Raw genomic sequence first — 18,154 nt, forward strand, 5'->3', positions numbered from 1 at the left:
TGTGCCGAGGCCTTTGTGTTTACCGGTTAGCGGTTACGGCTCGACGCGCTTCACATTGCTGATGTGGTCGATCCACGGCTTGCCGCTGGCGTTGGAAAACTCGAGGGTGAGTGTTCCGCTTTCCGTGGCGACCCAGGTGTTGGTATAGGCTTGCCAGGTGTCGTACGCAAGCAGAGTCGTGTCGGCCTGCACCGTATTAGAAGAGCCGCCAACTTTAAGGGTACAGTTAATCACTCCGCCGGCATTCGTGTTTTTGCTCTCCAGGGCACGTCCGCCGTAGAAAACAACAGTCAGAGTGTCGCCTGCATTCACAGCATCCAGATCCTGATGAATGGTTCCCAGATTACTCATCAGTCCACACCATGTGCCATCGATAGCGGCCGTCATGTGCCCGGAACCTCCATACAGTTCATACACCGCCGTTCCAGTGTCGTTCCAGCTGGCCATACAGGCCGACCAGCCCGATCCGTCCAGCTCAAAACTGCCGTCGGCCACGGAGAGGTAAGAGATCGGCGAGGTGCCTTCAATCAGGCGGAAGAAGCGTGCCGAGCCGTCGGTCAGCACACCGGTGAGGGTGTTTGTACCGGTTGCAGAACCCGCAATTGCGCTGTATGTAGTCACGCCATCGTTGTAAACCGCCCAGTTCGTCAGGATAAGCGATGTGCATGACTCGATGGTATATTCCTTGGAGTCGCTGCCTTCCCACTCAAAGGCCATCGTGTCCGAACCGGTCATCACCATCAGCAGTTCCGGTGCCGGAAGAAGTGAGTCGATCGCCGCTACATCGTCAGCATTAAAGGTGCCGTCGCCATCAAGATCGAAACCGGTCAGATTGAGATATTCCAGCGCCTCCGCAGATGTCATGCCCTGGGCAATCAGGTCGGCAATGCGCGTTGCGGCATCATCGCCGCCGTCAACCGAGCCGTCCAGATAGCTGTTGGCCAGATCCACATCGTCCTGGTTGACAACACCGTCTTTGTTGACATCGCCTGCTCCGGCAGTCAGCAGTTCGGCCAGCGTTACAGAATAAACTTTGATCTGAGAAACCAGAGTTGCATTTGAAACATCGGTCGGAGCAATACTGTCCGGATAACCGGGAATATCATTGGTATTTACCTGATCAAAAACCACATTGACCTGACCAGCGGCCAGCAGGTCCGCCCCGCTGATATCCAGCACCTGAACGCCATCCCATCCGGTTAAAATGCCTGTCATCGAACCACCGGTAATCGGTGTGTTGGAACCATCGGTCAACGAGGCAGTAAAGGTTCCTGAATCCAGGTCCAGAGCACCCCCCGTTGCGATCGCATCAACACTGAAGCGATAGGTTTTTCCGGAATCAATAGTTACGCCGTTCAGGGCGTTCGACTGAACCAACCCGTTGCTGTAATCCATGATAGAGTTCAGCGTAATGAGACCGTCATCCGTGTCAATCAGCGTGTCCAGATAGAACGTTCCGTCCAGAGCCGGCACGCCGCCGTCATCGGCATGGGGCGTTCCGACAAGGGCGGTCAGTCCGTTGGGATCATCATAGGCGGGAGTCCAGCCCGTTACTTCGGCGGTATCGCCCCAAAAGGCCGAGTAGTCGCCGAATGTGCCGTCAATATTGTACTGCAGGGATGCGTGAGGCGCCGGACCGTTGGTCGTAACCTGATCGAATTCACCGTTGGGAATCAGGTTGGAACCGACCGGATCGGCGATGGCCGGGAACGCAGGAACCACGTATGAAACCTGCACGACGGCAAGGTCGACCGCATTGGCCATAATGGTCTGCTGAACCATATTGGCCGCCCAGTCCCAGCCATTTAAATACAGATACCCCGATTTATGCACGCCGTAAACACCTTCAGTGGAGGCGGCAAGTCCGCGAAGCGGTATGCCGCTGCTGGGAGCACCCCCAACCCAGGTCGAGATTCCCTCATAGGTGTATCCCTGCGCTCGGCAGTGATACCAGGTTGCACTGTCCGACTGACCGGCAACCCAAGTCGTTCCGTCGACCGCTCCAGCCTGATCAACCAGCACGGTGACCATTCCGCCGTCAACCTCCAGCACCTTGGAAGTTCCATCCGCTGCGGTGGCCCCTGCCAACAGCTTCGTTTCACTCAGGGTCAGCGAGTCATAGGTCGCAACCACATTGGTTCCCAAATCAAACACCGCATTGGTGGAGCTGTTTTGGAACACTTTTCCATCGTCGGCCAGGAACCAGAAATCGGTTCCGTCATAAACGAAGTCCACCAGCGTGGCCGTCGTGGAGTTGGTGAGAATATTGCGGGTCGCCGTGGTTCCGATCCCGTTTCCGGTTGCGGTCTGATCGACGCCGGAAAAATCGATGGCGTTCACGCGGTACTCCCCGACAGAAGCGCCATTTGTCACGAGGCCGAAGGTGTAGGCCATGGTTTCGTAGGCACAAAGACCAATGGTTTCTCCGCCGTCGGTAATTACACCGTCGTTGCAGACATAGCCTGCCGCCTCATTGGCCGGGTTGTAGTAATAGATAAGTCCGTTGATGCGCACATCAATCACCAGCGGCTCTGTGCGGATCGGGGTTTCGCGGGTGACCACCCAGTTGTCGGCCAGCAGCTGCGTAAGGTTGTCCACGTTATCTTCATCTGCCAGTCGAATCCGCACGCGGATCGCTTTGCCAACATCGGCGGCAGTGGTCGTATAGCTGAACGAATGCGTTGCCCAGTTGGTTTCAGGCATATCAAAGAAGAAGTCTGCATCTGTTGTGCTGGCGGCACCCATATCGACCACAAAGCCACTCTGACCGGAATGTAAAAACAACTCGGCAGCACTGGCCGCAGTTCCAAACTGCCAGCTGAAGTTTCCGGAAAAGGTATAGGTGACGCCTTCGGCGGGCACGGTGCCCAGTTCGACATCCATGGCGCCGATAATTGTGGTGGCACCATCAACCGCCCGGTCATTATTGAGCAAGGCCATCGCGTCGCCTTCCGTCCCGGCGATTGTATTCGTGTTAATTCCCGGAGCAGTTATACCGAAACGAGAGCCCCACGACTGCCCATCCGTCGTATAAGGGTCACTGAATCCCGAATTAAAACCTTCGGTGAAGATATTGGTCACCTGAGTAACCGCTAACGCCGACCCGGCAACCAGCGCCAGCAGAACAGTTGTTGCGAACAGTAAACGTCTCATCTTTCCCATCCTCTCTTCTTTTTTTGTTTCAAAACGACTGAGCCTTTTGCATACGGCTTCGCCTCGATGGTGACGAATAAACCAAACATTGAGAATTCATTCCGGTAATTCTCTGCCATTTACTAAAACATTCCTGCCATCTACGCCATTACGGCGTCGTCCGTTCTCCGCAAAGATACCGAGCATTCCACAAACCGGTCACAAGCGGATCATTAAGCTCCGAGAATACCTCATAGACTTTTCTGCGATACGTGCGGCACAGTTCGGAATCGTCATCCTGCGCAGCAAGGTTGTTCATCTCAAAAGGATCGGTCTCCAGATCGTAGAGTTCATCCACATCGGTTGCATTCCAGACATACTTATATTTCCGGTCACGAATCATGCGCTGACAGTAGAGACCGAACTGCTGCCCGTTATACGTTGAAAACGCAAACTCGCGCGGAGCCGGATTCGGCGCACCGTTGAGTATCGAAAGCAGAGACTGTCCCTGATAACAGTCCGGCATAGGGAGATTCAGCAACTCCAGCAGTGTAACCGGCAGGTCGAGAAAATGGCTGACAAAATCATCGCACACAGTGCCCGGTTTGATCACCCCGTCCCAGCGCACAAACAGCGGCACATGCGTTTCTTCCTCATACATCACATAATGTTTGTCCATCATGCGATGACTGCCGGCAGCATCGCCGTGATCGGTGGTAAAGATAATCAATGTATCCTTCATTAGATCTTTCTTTTCCAACCATTGGAAAAGCTGCCCGAGGGAATCATCGAGCTGCGAAATAATGCCGTAGTAGCCGGACAGATAAATCGACCATTCATCCCACGTCCAGTTTTCCAGACACCAGTTGCGAACCTGCTGCCGCTGGATATAGGGCTTCCCCTCAAAACCCTCCTCAAAATTTCCCCAGGGCGGAATGGTTTCCGGCGGATACATCGAGGCAAAGGGTTCCGCCGGAATACAGGGAAGATGCGGCTCAAAATAATCGAGACGAATATGCCATGGCTCATCACCGGCTTCAAATTCACGAATCTTTTCAATGCATCTTTCTGCGAGCAGATGGGTGTGGCATTCCTCTACGGGTTGTGTTTCGCAGTAGCCGACCGGAAATTCTGGCCATGGATTGTCCACCCGATATTTGACTGCTTTATAAGGCGTATGAAACGGATCGTTCGGCACATCATCGTAGGTTTCAAATCCGTAATGAGTGGCATCGAGTTCCGGATGCACATGCCATTTGCCGATATAGGCCGTGCGATATCCGGCATCGCGCAGCTGCCGCACCCAGACCGATGCATTCGTGGAGAGTCCCGGAATCGGCAACGATCCGTCGCCACTGCCGAAATTCCAAAGCCCTTTATGCTGCTCGGGCATAACCCCTGAAAGCAGTGTCTGTCGCGCAGGACAGCAGCTCGGCAATGGTGTATACGCGCTGGAAAAAGACATGCCGTTTTCTGCAACGGCATCAATATTCGGCGTTTTTACAATCTTATTGCCGGTCGTTCCGAGCGAGTCATACCGCAACTGATCCACATTAATAAACAAAATATTCGGTTTCACAGAACCTCCCAGAACCGAGCAGGTGAACAGTAATGATAGAACCAATATTCTCATGAGCTTACGTCTAAGCCTGTATCTTTTGTTCCGCAGAATTTTGTTTTTCATCCATGTCCAGAGATTCCCCGAACACGTCCCGAATGGCTTTCAGATATCCCATCCCGTGGATCTGATCCGGCTCCAGATAGCTGCCCTCGGTCCACTCATTCCAGGCATTGATCGTCAGGAACGGATTCGGAACCGGACTTTTCTCCAATCGGTCTTTTACCATTTCCAATGCATTCCTGAAGTTTTCCGGCGTGTTATTCGCAATCGTATACATGAACGGATAGCCCCGATTTTCATACGAATCAGACTGCACCGTTCGCGGTGAAGAATCCCACCCCATGGTCACGTTCGGATAATAGGGCTGATCATACTTTCTGACGGCTTCATCCCAGTACGCAAAGTAGGCATCCCGGATATCGTTGTACTCAACACACGGAAAGTCGTCCGGCCCGTAATGGTGAATCCAGACATAGGAGGTCACGCTGTCGAAGCCCAGCGCATCGGCAAGCTGCTTGGAATCCGTCGGCGCAGTTTCCCCGGGCAGAATCGGGTTGTTCCAGAAAACCGCATTGAGGTGCAGATCCTCAAAGCCGGCAGCTTTCACCTTGCTGCGGAAGCGGTCGAACAGTTCCCGTGTTTTTTCGACACTGCCGAAACCGGCAATCAGCTTAGTCATTTCATAAACCGAAAAATAGGGGCAGCCATCCAGCAGCCAATAGGAAGAATGTGAGAAATATTTTTGGATGCAGTGATCCATGATCGTCTCGAACGTCTCCGGCGTAACAGCGCCCGGATAAAGCAACGTGGCGTTCTCCAGGGCATTGTCGCATGCTTTCATCGGGTGAATATCCAGCCAGTCATGATTGGCCCACATCAGCGCAAACTTCAGGCGGTCATTGTTGGGCGCATTAAGAAAGCCCTCATCGAGTCCACGCTGAAGAAACGGCCCGTCGTTGTACCAGTACCAGTCAAAAATAAAGGTATCGATGCCATGCTCGGCCGCCGCATGGATCTTTTTAGCCATCACCTGCGGGTTCGCCTCATCAGTCTCTCCCCATGCCGGAAGTCGCGGCTGCACATGCCCTTCGAAGCGCGGCTCAGCCCGACGCACCAGCTCCCACTCGGTCCAATGCGCTCCATGCTGCCTTCGATTTCGTGCATCCGAATGATAATTCGGAAAATAATAAACGGCCACATCCGGCTTCATAAGCAAATCCTCTCTTCATTTCACTGTAATCAGTGTGGCTTATTTTGCAGCGAATAACCGGGAATCCTCTGTCACATTTTATAATAATCCTGCCAAAATAAGCATCAAACCGACCGCTGAATCATAAAAATCCTGCCAACTAACTGTAGCGAAAAACCCATGGCTCATATATGCTACAAAAATGCGATATAAAACGTACAGCATCCAAACCGGCAATCTGCGCAGCGATAAATATCTCCATGATTTTTTTATCTCCGTGCAGGATGTTCCCGAACACCCGGATTACCCCGAACACACCCACGAATTCACCGAACTGGTTGTCGTGTATGAAGGCAATGGCATAAACTGTGTCGGCAGTTTTGAATATCCGATTGCCGCAGGGGATGTTTTTGTACTCCACAGCGGACAAAAACATGCCTATAAGCAAACCTCCCACCTTCATTTATGCAATGTGCTGTTCGACAGCAACATGCTTGGCCTTCAAAGCCTCGACATGAAGCACCTGCCTGGGTTTCATGCCCTGTTTGTTCTGGAGCCTCAACTGCGTAAAGCGAACTTTAACAGTCGGCTCCATCTTGAAGGCCCGGATTTGATCAAGGCCCGGAACCTTATTGAAGAAATAGAACAGGAGGTTGATGAACAGAACCCGGGTTTCCGGCTTATTTCCCAAAGCCTGCTTTTGCTGCTGATCGGCAAACTCTCCCGGTGGTATGCGCAGGCCACAAAGGAAGACTCCGCCAAGCTGATGCTGATCGCGAAATCCCTCGCACACATGGAACAAAAACTGTACGAACCCCTCTCGATTGAACAGCTTGCCAAAATGGCAAATATGTCAGAACGCAATTTTTACCGAACGTTCCAGAAAGCCACAGGGGTATCTCCCAACCAGCACCTGACCAACCTGCGGATCTCCCAGGCCACCGAACTGCTCAAACACTCTGACGCCTCCATTACAGAAATAGCCTTTGAGTGCGGATTCCAGGACAGCAGCTATATGACCAAGCAGTTCAAAAAACATATGGGGCTCACCCCCAGCATGTTCCGCAAAATCAATCATTCCTAAAAACAGCATCGTCGCGTCCTTGTGCCGATGGCCGTACTGTTCGGCGACAGCCGTGGGGCCGACTTTCCAAGCTTTGGAAAATTGACTGCTACGAAAAACACAAGAAATCAAAAAAATTCCGAACATTGGAAGCCGCAAAATCGCACGCGCCCTCAAGCGGCTCCGCCGCCATCATTTTAACCTAAATGATTTTGCCAAATTTGATCTGCACCGATCTGAGTTGATCCTGTAAATCCTGTCAAAAAAACTGTTCCGCACTGCGCCCGGCAGGCGAGCCCTGTCTCTAGTGAGCCTCCCGAAAACCCCATCGTTTTTTGATGAAGTCGACGAGGCTGTCGTGATAGCCGCCTTCATAATTCGGAACCGGCAGTTCGTTTTTCCAACGCTTAAGTTCCTTGCGCAGCTCGACCGCTTTTTCAGGCATTTCGTTGACGAGATTGCGGGTCTCATGGAATTCCTTGTCGGCATTGTGCGCGCCCGGCTGTTCGAGCGACACATCGAACAGCAGTTCCTCGCCATTCTCGTGCATCATGAATTTATACTTACCACTGATCAACGCAGCCGTATTCATATAGCGCTGATAGATATAACGATGCGGTTCACCCTTGGCTTTCCCCGTCAGAAACGGCATCAGATCCACACCGTCGAGCATTGGGTCTTTCGCAGGGTCGCTGCCCGCCAGCGCCACGGCAGTTGCCCCCGCGTCGAGTGTGTTGACCGGCTGTTCGAATACCTGCGGTTCGATGACACCCTTCCAATAGACAAAATAAGGCACCCGCGCGCCGCCCTCGAAGATAATCCCTTTTGAGCCATGCCACGGATCGTTCATCGATCCATCCCACGACTTCGTCCCCGACGGCGCGCCGTTATCGCCCATGAAAAAGAGTATGGTATTTTCCAGCTCACCTGATTTTTCCAAACATTGGAAAATCTCGCCGACGCCGTTGTCGATGCCTTTCAGCAACGCCAGCCCCTGCTGACGAACTTCGACCTCCGTATAAGGCCGCGCAAAATTGATCCGGTTTTTGTACGGCTTTTTGGTGTTGTCGTATCCTTTTGCCACCAGCTCTTCCACCGACAGCACCTGATCGGTCAGTGCAGCCGGAGCATCCAGTGGTGAATGCGGACCATAATACCCAAGATACAGAAAAAACGGATCGGCCCCATCCGCATGTCGTTCGATAAAATTAAGCGCCAGCTCGGTCTGAAGCTGAAGGCGGAATTTATCCGCGTGGGATCTTTTCTCATAGGTCTTGTAGTTGATTTCCTGCGGTTCGACCGTTTTTCCGTTCACATCAAAATTCGACCAATATTTGGTACCGGTTCCCTGCGCATACTCATCGTAACCGAAGCCCTGCGGCCGGTGCGCATTAACAGCCTCGACGGGCGCGTCTGCCATACCGGTGCAACCGACCTGCTCGAACCATTTTTTGGTCGCGCGGTCCGGCGCCAAATGCCACTTGCCCACATGCCCGGTTTTATAGCCCAGCTTCTTCAAGCGCGAAGCGATGGACGTCTCACTCTTTGGCAAAGGGCCTTCGCCATTGCGCTCCATGCTGAACTTCTGTTGGTAACGCCCTGTCACGATGCCCGCCCTCGACGGCACACACTGCGGAGCCGTGCAGTACGCCTGCGTCATTAACGCACCGCCGCTCGTCAGCTTGTGGATATTCGGCATGTCAACCTCATCGCGCATATCCGTCGCTTCGAGATCATTAAAGCCGTGGTCATCTGTAACGATGAAAATAATGTTTGGGGAACGGGAGCGTGACGCTCCACCCACCTTGGGCGCTGCGAGAGCGCCATTCACGAACAGCAGGAACACAATAGAATATAGAATCAGCAGGGCCTTTTTCATCCATACAACGTACGAAACCAATCGGATATCGAATAGTATTTTCCCGCCAACAAATAAAACTCCACCGCCAGATATCAGATTTTGACCGCTAAGGCGCGAAGACGCAAAGCGATGCTCCGCCGGAGGCATTGCCCTAGCCAATTTCCAATCATTGGAAGCATTTATTCCAAACCTTGGAAACCACCAAGCCGGGCCCACGCTGAATACAGCTGAGTCCCGGCTCTACTTTTGCGATTACTGCGCTCTTTTGCGGCTATGCCTTACTTGCCCCGGCCGGTTGCGGTGCTGCCGGGAGGCAGCGGCGGGAAATAGTCCGGCGGATCTTCGATGGGCAACACGCCGCCGACGTGGCCGGGCTGATATTTGTCGCTGACGGTGTCGCCGTCGTCGAACGGATCGCTGGTGCGTTCGAGCCAGCCGTGCAGCTTTTTATGCAGCTCCTGCTGGAGCGAAACCACTTCCGGGTTATCCCTGTTCGCCCAGGTGATCAGGTTGTTTTTCTGGAGCGGGTCGGCCTTGTCGTCGTAAAGCAGCCACGGCCCGTCGGGCGTTTCGGCATAGGTATGCGTACGGGTCACCACGCCGCGGAACGGCGGAGACGGAATGCAGTGCACATCGACTGCAAAGTTGATGAAGACTGAATCCGGCGCAGCGGATTCATCGCCCAGGATCAGTTTTGAAAGGTCATCGCCCTGCATCGCTTCCGGGATGTCGGTTCCCGTCATGGATATCAGCGACGAGGTCAATTCGATCAGGCTGAGCGGCGCATCGGTCACGCGCCCTTCGGGGATCTGCCCCGGCCAGCGCATCAGCAGCGGAATACCGACCGACTCGCGCCACGGCTGGCTTTTGTAATACTGCTCATGGTTCCCCAGCATATCGCCGTGATCGGCAGTGAATACGACAATCGTATCGTCGTAGATGCCCTGCTCTTTCAGGGTCTGCTCCAGCCGGCCGACCTGATCGTCGAGCGCCATAATGTGCGCATAGTAACCGGCCAGAATTTCCTTCTTGGCCTGCATAATTTCACCGGGCACATAAATGCTGTTGGTTTCCATCAACTCAACATCGTCGACCGGATAGCGCTCCAGCATCTCTTTCGGCATTTCGCAGTACGGATCATGCGGCGTTCCGATGGAAAGCACGAGGAAGAAGGGATCATCGGCTTTAGCCTTTTCCTTGATGTAACGGATCGCCAGGTCGGTCTGATGAATCGGCTCGTAGCCGTCAATGAATTCCGGCTTCGGCTCTTCAGTGTAGTAGAACGAGTTCATGTAGTCGTGTGTGCAGTTGGCGACCGCCCAATAGTCGTCGAATCCGAGGCGGCGCGGCCCGGGCGGCGTAAAGCCGGTGCGCGGCCCGCCGTCAAGATGCCATTTGCCGATATACCCGCACTTGTATCCGCTTCCAGTCAAAGCGCCCGCAAATGTCGGCCCGTCGTTTTTCACCTGAAGTTCATTGTTCACCACGCAGTGCGAGAGCGTGTGCAATCCGGTCAGAATTGTGCCGCGTGCCGGCGCACACGACGGCGTATTGGAAACGGCATTGGTAAAGCGCGTGCCCTGCGCAGCGAGGCGATCAATATTCGGGGTTTTTACTTTTTCAACACCCGCACAGCCCATCGCCGTTGAGCGCATCTGATCCGTTAAAATGTAAAGGATGTTCGGCTTATGCATATCTATTCACCAGCGCTGTTAAACCAGGCAGGATAAGGCTCCTTGACCTGCTGATAAATCCTGCCGCCTTCCGGATAGAAGATTCCATAGTTTTTATATTTTCCCGGCGGACGAGACGCATCCCATTCCAGATTGGGTCGCATGCGCTGCGCGTTCGTATCCCGCAAATGAGCCTCCAACATTTTTGCCAGCCGTTCTGTTCGTTCCGGATGCGCTGAAGAAAGATCATTACTCTCTTCTGGATCAGAGCTCAAATCGAACAGTTCGACTTCGCCAGACAAAAGATGACGAATGAGTTTCCAGTCGCCCATCGCGATTGCCGACGCCGGATGATCCCGATGCGGAAAGTGCCAGGCCAGTGTTCGCGGCTCCACAGACTTGCCTTCCAGAAGCGGAACCATACTCTGCCCGTCAACATGAGCCTCCGGCATCAACGGCTGTCCGGTCAGCTCCAGAAACGTAGGGAAATAATCCATGCTGATCACAGCGGAATCACAGACCGATCCTGCCGCAACCCGCCCCGGCCAGCGAACAATCAGGGGCACGCAGATACCGCCTTCATGCAAATCCCCCTTGCCTCCGCGAAACGGGGCGTTGCTGGTGAGGTTTTTCAGCCCACCATTATCGGAGCTGAAAACCACAACTGTATTTTCAGACAATCCCAGCTCATCGAGTGAGCCCAGCAGTTTTTCGATGGACTGATCCATATGCGAAATCATGCCCGCATATTTTTGGTTCTTCTGGAACCGTCCTTTCGGCACATCGTTGTACAGCGCCTCGGCGTCCGGCGGACAGGCCATCGGCACATGCGGCACATGATGCATCAGGCAGACCATAAAGGGCTCGTCTTTGTTTTCCCGCAGGAACCGGATCGTCATGTCCGTCAATTCATCTACGCCCTTGTCGCGTTTTTTTTCCTGCCACGAACAGTCCGCCGCTTCGTCAAAGCCATAGGCCTTGTGTCCGCCTTCGGTAAAAAACTTCTCTTCATTACCGAGGTGCCACTTGCCGAACAGCGCTGTGCGATAGCCCGCCTCCTGTAAAGATTTTCCAAACATTGGAAATTTTGTCGGCAGCTCTTTCAGATGGTTCGGCGGAATCATTTTCGGATTATCCGCGAGCCGATCCCAAGGCAACGCGTCAGTCAGCTTAACGCGGTGCGGGTATCGACCGGTCAGGATTGCCGCGCGTGTCGGCGAGCAGACGTTGCAAGCCGCATAGGCTCGCGCAAAGCGCATCCCCTGCGCCGCCAGTTTATCCAGGTTCGGCGTCCGATAATAATCGCTGCCGTAACACCCCAAATCTCGAACTCCAAGATCATCGGCCATAACGAATAATATGTTAACGGGGCGCTCGTTCGCCAAACATGCCTGAGTCATTGCACTGATGCCAAACACCATGTTCAATACTGCTGAAAATTTCATTGGAACCCTTTCGAATATGTCTGCGGATCACTCTACTGCTATGTAAGGAACATCACTATTAGCTTACTGCCACAAATTTGGATAATCATGCCAAATAAAGATCTGCACATCGCTTCTGAAACACCCTGAAAACTACGTCGAAAACTACGGGTTTTGTGGCAGAAAATAACAGATTGTTAAAAACCATTTCACCTTCCTTGACTTTCCCGCCGATTTTCGTATCATTCTCATTACAAGGCAGATATGTGAATCAATCTGCAATGTGCTGACATCAGTTTTAGATGTGTGAGTCGATTCACACGCAAGAGGTCACAGATTCGAATTCTGTAACGCCCACCACTATAAACATAAAGCTGGCGGCAACACTTGCCTAGTCAGCGGTTTCATGCTTTATTTTCCGGTCTTTTTACGGAGCAACCACTATGAGCTTAAGTATCGGAATCCTGGGTCTTCCAAATGTTGGGAAATCAACCATCTTCAACGCACTGACCCGCGCACAGAACGCGGAAGCGGCCAACTATCCCTTCTGCACCATCGAACCGAACAAAGCGGTGGTTCCGGTGCCCGATCCGCGCGTCGACAAACTGGCCAATATGGTCACTCCAAAGAAAACCGTTTACGCAACGGTCGACTTCATGGACATCGCCGGACTGGTGAAAGGCGCCAGCAAGGGCGAAGGCCTCGGCAACAAGTTTTTGTCCAACGTGCGCGAAGCCGATGCGCTGCTGCACGTGATCCGCTGCTTCGAAGATCCCAACGTCGTGCATGTCGATGGTTCCGTCGATCCGGTGCGCGACATTGAAGTGATTGAAACCGAACTGGTCCTTGCCGACTACGAAACATGGAGCAACCGTGTCGACCGTATGAAAAAACAGGCACGCGCCGACAAAGCCGCCGCAGCGACCATTCCGGAAGTGGAAAAACTGCTCGCGCATCTCGGCGAAGGCAAACCGGCCATTGCATTCCCGGATCGCAATAGCGAACTGTTCAAAAAACTGTTGAAGGAATGCCCATTACTGACCGATAAAAAGATCATTTACTGCGCCAACGTCGATGAAGACGGAATGGTGAAAGACAACGACTTCGTACACGCCGTCCGCGCCTACGCCGATGCCAAGGGTGCCGACACGGTAAAAATCTGCGCCAAGATGGAAGAAGACCTCGTCGGCATGGATGAAGAGGAAGCCAACGAATTCCTCAAAGAATACGGCGTGGAGGAAAGCGGTCTCAACCAGGTGATCCACAAGGGATACCACACCCTCGGACTCGCCAGCTACCTGACCGCCGGCCCGAAAGAGGTTCATGCGTGGACCATCCACCAGGGTTGGAAAGCCCCGGCCGCTGCGGGCGTGATCCACACCGACTTTGAGCGCGGGTTCATCCGCGCGCAGGTCATCTCCTACGCCGACTACATTGAGCACGGCGGCGAAAATGCCTGTAAGGAAAAAGGCCTCATGCGCACTGAAGGAAAAGAATATGTCGTCAAAGACGGCGACATCATTGAGTTCCTGTTCAACGTCTGATTCTTTTGCCGCCGCAAATGTAGCAACGCTTACCCAAAGGGAAGCATTTATACCCGATGGCCACCTGCTGACGTCATCGCTTCCCTGACGGGTAAGCGATACTACACTCTCCCTTGATGACTGCTATGCCATGAACGCGCGGACGAGGCGGGCCTGTTCGTAGGAGACATCGCCTTTGCCGGCTTCGACAATCGCGCCGAGCGTGTCGGCGTTCAGGTCGCGGAAGAGCGCTTCCACTTCAATGCGCTTTTCAGCGTCGATAAACTGGTCGACGTCCAGCGTTTCGCCCTTCTGGATCAGCTTTTCAATATGCTGAGTGATCGTTGCGGGCGACAGATTCCGTCGCGAGCAGATCTGCTCAACATTGAGCCCTTCTTTGATAAGCGAAAGCGTTTCGTTCACCGTCCCTCCCTTCGGTTTTTTCCGAACCTTGGAAACAACCGGAACCTGCAGGATGGAGCGCTCGTCGGCTTCGTCGGGATGCGCCTCTTTGTAGGAGTCAATCACGGCTAAAAAGGTGTCGCCAAAGTGGTCGAGCTTGGATACGCCGACCCCGGAAATCTGACGCATCTCAAGCAGCGTGGCAGGGAAATAGCGCGCCATTTCATGGAGGGTGTGGTCGGAGAAGACAACGAACGGCGGCACGCCGAGGTCGCGGGCGACGCGGCGACGCTCGGTGCGCAGGGCGTCGAAGAGCCCGGCGCTGAAATCGCCGGACGACAGGCTCCGCCGCGCGGTCTTCGTTTCTTTCTGGCACAGAATCCGGAAAGGAGCCTGCCCACGCAAAATGGGTGTGGCTTTTGGCGCGAGCTGCAAAACGGAATATTGATCGTCGGAGAGACGGATGCAGTCCTGAGCGATGAGTGCATCGATGATGCGCCGCCAGTGGCGCTTATCGCGGTCGCTCCCCGCGCCGTAGGTCTTAATTTTGTCGTGCCCGAAACGGCGGATGCGCTCGGTGTCGGCACCGGCGACGATGTCGGCAATGTGCACGGCTCCGAACTTTCCGCCGGTGCGGTAGATGGCAGACAGAATTTTCTGCGCGTCGATTGTAGCGTCGATCCGTTCGACGTCGCCCGTACAGATGTCGCAGGTTTTGCAATTGTCCTTTGGATAGGTCTCGCCGAAATAATCCAGAATGTTTCTGCGGCGGCAGGCGTTGGCCTGCGCAATCTGCACCATTTTATTGAGCTGCGAAATCGCGATTTTCTGTTCCACCAGATCCTCAATCTGATCGATAAAATAGCGGATTTTAACGGTGTCGCCCGGCGAGAAATAGAGGCAGCAGTGCGCGGGGTCGCCATCGCGCCCCGCGCGGCCGGTTTCCTGATAATAGCTCTCCACGTTTTTCGGGAGGTCGCCGTGCAGGACAAAGCGGACATTCGATTTATCGATGCCCATGCCGAACGCAATGGTCGCGACGACAACGTTGATCTCATCGCGGTTGAACTGCTCCTGATGCGCCTTGCGCTCTTTGTCGGACAGCCCCGCATGATACGGAAGCGCCTTGATCCCCTGCCCCTGCAAAAAGGCGGCAGTCGATTCGACGTTTTTGCGGGTCGTGCGATAGATGATGCCGGACTCATCGGGGCGCTCGCGCAGAAACGCGAGCAGCTGCATGTTGAGATCTTCTTTGGGAGCCACCTGATAAAACAGGTTCGGGCGGTCGAACGAAGCGCGCGTCAGATGCGGATTGCGAAGCTGCAGCTTTTTAATGATGTCGTCCTGAACCTGATGGGTGGCGGTGGCGGTAAACGCGGCCACGGCCACCTTTGGGAAATGGTCGACGATTTTGGAAAGGGACAGGTAGTCGGGGCGGAAGTCGTGGCCCCATTCAGAAATGCAGTGCGCCTCGTCGATGGCAAAAAAGGAAATCTCGGCCTGCTTGAGCGTGGCCAGGAAATCCGGCATCGCAAAGCGCTCCGGCGAGACGTAGAGCAGATCGAGATCGTTGTTTTCCAAACATTGGAAAACCCGGCGGCGATCTTTAACCAGCAGAGAGCTGTTCAGAAACTCAGCGCGCAGGCCGGTCGCCTGCGCGGCATCCACCTGGTCCTTCATCAGGGAAATCAGCGGGCTGACAACCACGCAGAGACCGGGAAGTAAATGGGCGGGGAGCTGATAGCAGAGCGACTTGCCGCCGCCAGTCGGCATCACCGCAAACACATCACGCTTTTCGAGCAGCGCGGAGACAATCTCCTCCTGATTCGGCCGAAATTCATCAAACCCGAAAACCCGACTCAGCGCCTCCTGCACGGATTCACTCATTCCCACACCGCCCTCACTTTGGGATAGGTCGGAATAACGCGGTCTTTGGTGAGAATCGTCATTTTATGCAGCTGCGCGGTAGCAATGAGAATGCGGTCAAACGGGTCGCGGTGAATCTGCGGGAGCTGCGTAGATGCAAGCCCGATTTCCACATCGACCGGGATTTCGTGAATTCCAAACTGCTTCAGGTTCTTGCTGATAAATTTTTCGACAGAACCATAGGTGTTAATTTTCCCGGTATTGGAAAGGAGTCCGATTTCCTCAGCGGTAATGGAAGAGATGAATAATCCTTCCATATCGTTTTCGATCGTTCTCAGCACCCTGTCCGGCAATTGATCCGGTCTTGAAGACAACCAGATAAAGGTGTGCGTATCGAGCAGCAGCATCAGCGATATTCCTCCGGCCAAAGATCTTCGGTCGACTCCAGAGGATCGCACAGATAAACATCTTTGCCTTCAAACTCCGGCAGCGGCCCCGGCAGCTTGGTCTTTTTCTTCTTTTCGCCATGCACCACGATATCGACCACCGGCTTATTGTTTTTGCAGATGGTGTACATTTCTCCCGTCTCGCACACCTTGTTGATCAGCTCGGACAGGTGCGTCTTGGCTTCGTAAATATTAACCCGCTTTTTCATTTCCAACCTCTGGAAGAAGCTTAGTTGGTCAAGTTGGTCAAGTCAAGCGACGCGCCGATGGCGCTCTGCTATCAGTCAACCCTTCTTCACGTCAATGATGTGCCCGAAACAGAAGCATCTTGACGCCTGCCAAATCTGCAATAGAATCCTGCTTGCTGAGACAATATACAATTTACACGCCGGAGCACGTTAGCTTCGGAACGGAATTTTTGAGGATTCCGAATATAACCGGGATCAGGAAAGTCCGGTCGCATAAACCGACTGAACTCCTGCTCTCTTTCGGGTTACAGGGAAAGAAAATACACGCCGCTTACAACGTATCTGAATACGATAGAAGGAGGCCCTATGAACCCGCCGCAAAAAACAGCCATTGAGTCATTCAAGGCTCAATTCCATGGTGAGATCGTTCTTCCGGATGACGCAGACTATGATGAAGTCCGCCAAATCTGGAATGCCATGATCGACCGGCGCCCCGCAATGATCGCCCGGTGCACATCGCCGGACGACGTTGTCTCGGCCGTCCAGTTCGCAAAAACAAACAAACTGCTCGTTTCGGTCCGGGGAGCCGGTCACAACATTGCCGGCAATGCCATTTGCGATGACGGCATGATGATTGACCTTTCGCCGATGAAAAAGGTCAATATTGATCCGAACAACCGAACCGCCACGGTCGAGCCGGGCTGTACCCTCGCCGATTTTGATGCGTCCGCGCAAAAGCACGGCCTCGCAACGCCGGTGGGGATCAACTCAACAACCGGTATTGCAGGCCTGACGCTCGGCGGTGGCTTCGGATGGCTCAGCCGCAAGTACGGTATGACCGTAGACAACCTGCTTTCCGCCGAGGTTGTCACGGCGGATGGCCGTCAGCTGCATGCCTGCGAAACGGAAAATAATGACCTGTTCTGGGGGCTGCGCGGAGGAGGCGGCAACTTTGGAATTATCACGCGCTTTGAGTTCCAGCTTCATCCCATCGGTCCGGATGTGCTCAGCGGTCTGATTGTGTTTCCGTTCAAGGAAGCAAAATCGGTTCTCACGCAGTTTGCACAGTTTACAAAAACCATGCCGGAGGAACTCAATGTCTGGGCCATCGCCCGAAAAGCCCCTCCGTTACCCTTCCTGCCGGAAGACGTTCACGGAAAAGAAGTGGTGGTGTTCGCCCTGTTCTACGCCGGGGATCCGGCGGAGGGAGAAAAGCAGATTGAACCTCTGCGCAGTTTTGGGACTGTGTGCGGCGAGTTTGTCGGCACCCAGCCATACGTCAACTGGCAGCAGGCATTTGATCCGCTGCTGACGCCGGGGGCCCGCAACTACTGGAAATCTCATAATTTCCTGCAGATTGAGGAACGCACCATTGATGCAGCCATCGAATATGCAGGGAAGCTGCCGACGCCGCAGTGTGAAATCTTCATTGCATCCATTGGCTGCCAAACAACGCGGATCGCACCTGACGCAATGGCATACTCAAGCCGTGATGCCAACTATGTCATGAATGTTCACGCCCGCTGGGAATCCCCGGAAGAGGACAAACAATGCGTCCAATGGGCACGCGATTTCTTCGCGAAAACGCTGCCGTTTGCCAGCGGAGGCGCGTACGTCAACTTTATGACCCAGGAAGAAACCGACCGGATTGCACGAGCCTACGGGACGACCTATGACCGGCTCGTAAGGCTTAAAAACAAGTACGACCCGGACAACTTCTTCCGGATGAACCAGAATATCAAACCCACCTGAAAAATGAAAAGCGC

12 protein-coding genes are annotated in these 18,154 nt (G+C 53.8%); 3 read left to right on the top strand and 9 right to left on the bottom strand.

What is annotated here, in order from left to right; all coding sequences use genetic code 11:
- Window positions 1–33: 33 nt before the first annotated feature.
- The 3 genes from GT409_RS03145 to GT409_RS03155 form a co-directional block, all read right to left on the bottom strand.
- On the bottom strand, window positions 34–3,153 hold the full coding sequence (locus GT409_RS03145; protein WP_160626863.1) for a dockerin type I repeat-containing protein: 3,120 nt from the start codon (window positions 3,151–3,153) through the stop codon (window positions 34–36).
- 148 nt (window positions 3,154–3,301) lie between these two features.
- Window positions 3,302–4,711: a sulfatase-like hydrolase/transferase gene (locus GT409_RS03150; RefSeq protein WP_160626865.1), complete on the bottom strand. Its 1,410-nt coding sequence runs from the start codon at window positions 4,709–4,711 to the stop codon at window positions 3,302–3,304.
- 64 nt (window positions 4,712–4,775) lie between these two features.
- On the bottom strand, window positions 4,776–5,963 hold the full coding sequence (locus tag GT409_RS03155) for a glycosyltransferase WbsX family protein (RefSeq protein ID WP_160626867.1): 1,188 nt from the start codon (window positions 5,961–5,963) through the stop codon (window positions 4,776–4,778).
- A 181-nt stretch (window positions 5,964–6,144) separates the two neighbouring features.
- Between GT409_RS03155 and GT409_RS03160 the strand changes: the two genes are divergently transcribed.
- Entirely contained in the window at window positions 6,145–7,026 is an 882-nt protein-coding gene (locus GT409_RS03160; RefSeq protein ID WP_160626869.1) for a helix-turn-helix domain-containing protein, read from the top strand.
- Window positions 7,027–7,309: 283 nt separating this feature from the next.
- Here the strand turns inward: GT409_RS03160 and GT409_RS03165 are convergent, their stop codons facing one another.
- The 3 genes from GT409_RS03165 to GT409_RS03175 all read right to left on the bottom strand — a co-directional run bounded on the left by GT409_RS03165 (window position 7,310) and on the right by GT409_RS03175 (window position 11,984).
- Entirely contained in the window at window positions 7,310–8,884 is a 1,575-nt protein-coding gene (locus GT409_RS03165) for a sulfatase family protein (protein WP_160626871.1), read from the bottom strand.
- Window positions 8,885–9,144: 260 nt separating this feature from the next.
- Complete coding sequence (locus tag GT409_RS03170) at window positions 9,145–10,560, bottom strand: sulfatase family protein (RefSeq protein ID WP_160626873.1); 1,416 nt, start codon at window positions 10,558–10,560, stop codon at window positions 9,145–9,147.
- Window positions 10,561–10,562: 2 nt separating this feature from the next.
- Entirely contained in the window at window positions 10,563–11,984 is a 1,422-nt protein-coding gene (locus tag GT409_RS03175) for a sulfatase (protein WP_160626875.1), read from the bottom strand.
- Window positions 11,985–12,406: 422 nt separating this feature from the next.
- On the opposite strand from GT409_RS03175, the gene ychF reads away from it, so the two are divergent.
- Window positions 12,407–13,507: a redox-regulated ATPase YchF gene (ychF, locus tag GT409_RS03180; RefSeq protein WP_160626876.1), complete on the top strand. Its 1,101-nt coding sequence runs from the start codon at window positions 12,407–12,409 to the stop codon at window positions 13,505–13,507.
- A 123-nt stretch (window positions 13,508–13,630) separates the two neighbouring features.
- Here the strand turns inward: ychF and recQ are convergent, their stop codons facing one another.
- From recQ to GT409_RS03195, 3 genes are read right to left on the bottom strand one after another with little or no spacing between them, the layout of a single operon-like run.
- A complete protein-coding gene (recQ, locus tag GT409_RS03185) occupies window positions 13,631–15,775 on the bottom strand; it encodes a DNA helicase RecQ (protein WP_160626878.1) in 2,145 nt (714 codons plus the stop codon).
- Window positions 15,772–16,182 (bottom strand): type II toxin-antitoxin system VapC family toxin, encoded by a 411-nt coding sequence (locus GT409_RS03190; protein ID WP_160626880.1) that lies wholly within the window; start codon window positions 16,180–16,182, stop codon window positions 15,772–15,774. Before GT409_RS03190 ends, recQ begins: the two co-directional genes overlap by 4 nt.
- Window positions 16,161–16,409, bottom strand: a complete 249-nt coding sequence (locus tag GT409_RS03195; RefSeq protein WP_160626882.1) for a type II toxin-antitoxin system Phd/YefM family antitoxin — start codon at window positions 16,407–16,409, stop codon at window positions 16,161–16,163. The genes GT409_RS03190 and GT409_RS03195 overlap by 22 nt, the downstream gene beginning before the upstream one ends.
- 345 nt (window positions 16,410–16,754) lie before the next feature.
- On the opposite strand from GT409_RS03195, the gene GT409_RS03200 reads away from it, so the two are divergent.
- The gene (locus GT409_RS03200) at window positions 16,755–18,140 is read left to right on the top strand and encodes an FAD-binding oxidoreductase (protein WP_160626884.1); all 1,386 of its coding nucleotides are present in this window, start codon (window positions 16,755–16,757) and stop codon (window positions 18,138–18,140) included.
- The last annotated feature ends 14 nt before the right edge of the window (window positions 18,141–18,154 follow it).

The organism is Tichowtungia aerotolerans, from assembly GCF_009905215.1.
Lineage (GTDB): Bacteria > Verrucomicrobiota > Kiritimatiellia > Kiritimatiellales > Tichowtungiaceae > Tichowtungia > Tichowtungia aerotolerans.

What these genes read in the sequence shown, in the direction of transcription:
- GT409_RS03145 (WP_160626863.1), bottom strand. Translation starts at nt 3,153, where the DNA reads ATGAGACGTTTACTGTTCGCAACAACTGTTCTGCTGGCGCTGGTTGCC.
- GT409_RS03155 (WP_160626867.1), bottom strand. Translation starts at nt 5,963, where the DNA reads ATGAAGCCGGATGTGGCCGTTTATTATTTTCCGAATTATCATTCGGAT.
- GT409_RS03160 (WP_160626869.1), top strand. Translation starts at nt 6,145, where the DNA reads ATGCGATATAAAACGTACAGCATCCAAACCGGCAATCTGCGCAGCGAT.
- GT409_RS03165 (WP_160626871.1), bottom strand. Translation starts at nt 8,884, where the DNA reads ATGAAAAAGGCCCTGCTGATTCTATATTCTATTGTGTTCCTGCTGTTC.
- GT409_RS03170 (WP_160626873.1), bottom strand. Translation starts at nt 10,560, where the DNA reads ATGCATAAGCCGAACATCCTTTACATTTTAACGGATCAGATGCGCTCA.
- GT409_RS03175 (WP_160626875.1), bottom strand. Translation starts at nt 11,984, where the DNA reads ATGAAATTTTCAGCAGTATTGAACATGGTGTTTGGCATCAGTGCAATG.
- ychF (WP_160626876.1), top strand. Translation starts at nt 12,407, where the DNA reads ATGAGCTTAAGTATCGGAATCCTGGGTCTTCCAAATGTTGGGAAATCA.
- recQ (WP_160626878.1), bottom strand. Translation starts at nt 15,775, where the DNA reads ATGAGTGAATCCGTGCAGGAGGCGCTGAGTCGGGTTTTCGGGTTTGAT.
- GT409_RS03195 (WP_160626882.1), bottom strand. Translation starts at nt 16,409, where the DNA reads ATGAAAAAGCGGGTTAATATTTACGAAGCCAAGACGCACCTGTCCGAG.
- GT409_RS03200 (WP_160626884.1), top strand. Translation starts at nt 16,755, where the DNA reads ATGAACCCGCCGCAAAAAACAGCCATTGAGTCATTCAAGGCTCAATTC.